The sequence below is a fragment of the Thermogutta sp. genome, assembly GCF_039793925.1.
Taxonomy (GTDB): domain Bacteria; phylum Planctomycetota; class Planctomycetia; order Pirellulales; family Thermoguttaceae; genus Thermogutta.
This window is the reverse complement of the sequence record NZ_JBAMME010000332.1, coordinates 1-2,465: the sequence shown is the minus strand read 5'-3', so window position 1 is coordinate 2,465 and position 2,465 is coordinate 1. Positions and strand designations below refer to the sequence as shown.

The window sequence follows — 2,465 nt, the reverse complement described above, 5'->3', positions numbered from 1 at the left end:
CCCGTTCCACAGCTCGTATTCGGCCACCGGGTCCAGGCCGTCCAGGACATACTCCATCCGTTTCACCCCACCCCCACCGTCTTTGGGATCGTATTCCTTCACCAGCCGCCGGCCCAGAAACAATCATTTGGACGACGGGATAGATGGTGATAATGGTGCCAAACAGTTGCTCAATCCCTCCGCAACTTTAATTGCTTCTTCCAGGGAGAAGCGAGTCTGAAGCGAATAATAGACCCCATAAGGAGGTGAACCTTTATATGGAGGTGGCAGCTGTTGTAAACCCCACCAAGTCATCCAGGTCGCTCGATGCTCTGGGGGATTAAACATCTCATAAACTCGATAGCGAAACCCATCTTTTTCAATCTCCTGGAAATGGATTTCTGCCTGATTCACCAGGCGTTTTGCCTCCTCATGGCCAACTTGCCATTCCAACAAGGCATATTTTACATTTTGCAGGTCTTGCGGGCTGGGAGTCAACTCTATTCGGCGTTCATTCACCTGCCGGTGTGCCTGGAAGATTTGTAGCACCACCTGCCCCTCTCGCCGGTAGGTTAGGGTGACATCCGCCACCCAGGGAGCCCCCCATTCGGAATGAAAAGAGACCTCGGGCCCCTCCAGCCCTTCCGGCAACCATACCGGCAGACAGATGGGGAAAGGCGCCCGCCGCTGGGCCTCCTCCAGAGAAATATTCCCCAGCCGCACGTCGGTCATCTCCCCCAGCACGGCCCGAAAGATGGCCGGTCGGAAGAAGAACTCATAGAAGACCGCCCAGGCCAGCCCCAGCAGGCCCAGCAGAACCAGCAACGCATATACCCCATACCGTAAACGGCGACCCCAGAAGTCCAATAAGGATCGCTTCATCGGGTTCCTCCCGTCGCGCCAACGGTCTCCCGAATCCAGTCCCCCAGATCAGGTGGCGGGCCCCCGCTCTGGAAGGCGAAAAGGGCCAAGAGACGGGCAAGGGGGAAAGCTCCCTCCTCATAGAGCCGATAGTCCGGGGAGCCCGGGGTTTCCCGGGAAAGGGCCAGCTGCTCCCCCAACCGCCCATAGAAATACGAAAGCCCCACCCCCGCCATAAAATGACGCACCTGATTTTCCTCTCGGGCTTGTTCCTCTGTTCGGCTTTCCCGATATTCTGGATACCTGAATCCCGTTGCGCCGAATGCTTCATACCCTAAATAATACGGGCTGTAAGGACTGTTGGGGTCCTGGGGGTTCTCGATCACTTCATAGAAGACCTCCGGATGGGCCAGTCGTCCGGTGCGCAGGAAGGTCAGCCCCTCCCGCAATTGCGTGCTCCAATTAGGAAAACGCACCTCCAGGCCGCCCACGATCACGGCCAGGTCCCAGAGGTGAGCCCTCACGTTGTAAGCGCGGAAAATCAGAAAGCGACGCTCGTAAAGCGGATACTGCTTTGTCCACTTGTCTTTTGGCGCTATTGCGTCTCGGGCAAGCCGGCAAGGAGTCGCTGCAAACGCCAGATATGGGCATCCAGAATCACTGATGGCCCACATATAGGGGGTCGGGCCACAGACCAGATACACAAAATCAAAAATTGATGAAGCAGTAGTACTCTTGATGTTTTCCTCCTCAGAAGGAAGGGTACACCGCCTTCTGCAGAATTTCCACGCTCCCTGACTTTACCTCACCACAATTGTTACTATTGCAGGGCGAAGTTCAATAGCACCCGTTCACTTGAGGCAAAATATAGTATAAGTGAAGATAAACAAACGTGGGAAATTTCTCCTGTGCCTGCCTATACGCTGAATCAAACGCGAAATCTAATCCTGGCTCCCCTATCCAGATAATTATTTTCTCTTGGGGTCTCCGGATAAGAATCCATTCCCCAGCGCCTGACTCTCTTAGTTGCCAACCCTGAATACTTAAGGATTGAATATAGCGTTCTATTGCTGTCTGAGGGGAGAGAGTAGTGCCAAAGGCAATGAAAGCTGCTGCAGGATAACAGCCGTTTCTTTCGCTCCTATCAGGAACATAAGGAGGAGTGATCAAAGTAACTCGTTGGAATTCCTTCGGCTGGGGCAGTTCCTGTAAATCACGTCCCAAACCTGCTTTCGCCTGATACAGGAAGAGCCACTCCCAGGGATAAGGCGCCTCCAGCACCCAGGCACAGGCCGTCCATATCAAAAAGCAACACCCAAGTAAGCCCAGGATCCCCAGCATCAGCTTCTGGCTTGCCTTCATTCATCCCTCCTAATCACAACGTTGAAAATAACATTGAAAATAAGGAAGAGCCTCTAGGACACTACTCTCCGCTCCTGGACCTCGAACCCTTCGCAAAAAAGATTCTAAATCGGATTTTCTTTCTTGAAATTGCTCAACGCTTTCAAATCCATAGATTGGAGCAGGTGGACTTACATCGCGCACCCCATATCGGTATCCGTGCCACATAGCGAGGGCGTCTTCCAGGGTCCATTGGGAAAGGTCCTCGTGGGGGACCTGCATGG

Annotated in this window: 3 protein-coding genes; all 3 read right to left on the bottom strand. The window is 53.5% G+C overall.

Annotation, left to right across the window (positions count from 1 at the left end; genetic code table 11):
• Positions 1 to 123: 123 nt before the first annotated feature.
• On the bottom strand, positions 124 to 861 hold the full coding sequence (locus ABJK56_RS17875) for a hypothetical protein (protein ID WP_347246041.1): 738 nt from the start codon (positions 859 to 861) through the stop codon (positions 124 to 126).
• Positions 858 to 1,514: a hypothetical protein gene (locus tag ABJK56_RS17870; protein ID WP_347246040.1), complete on the bottom strand. Its 657-nt coding sequence runs from the start codon at positions 1,512 to 1,514 to the stop codon at positions 858 to 860. The genes ABJK56_RS17875 and ABJK56_RS17870 overlap by 4 nt, the downstream gene beginning before the upstream one ends.
• A gap of 163 nt (positions 1,515 to 1,677) precedes the next feature.
• Positions 1,678 to 2,202: a hypothetical protein gene (locus ABJK56_RS17865; RefSeq protein WP_347246039.1), complete on the bottom strand. Its 525-nt coding sequence runs from the start codon at positions 2,200 to 2,202 to the stop codon at positions 1,678 to 1,680.
• Between the last annotated feature and the right edge of the window lie 263 nt (positions 2,203 to 2,465).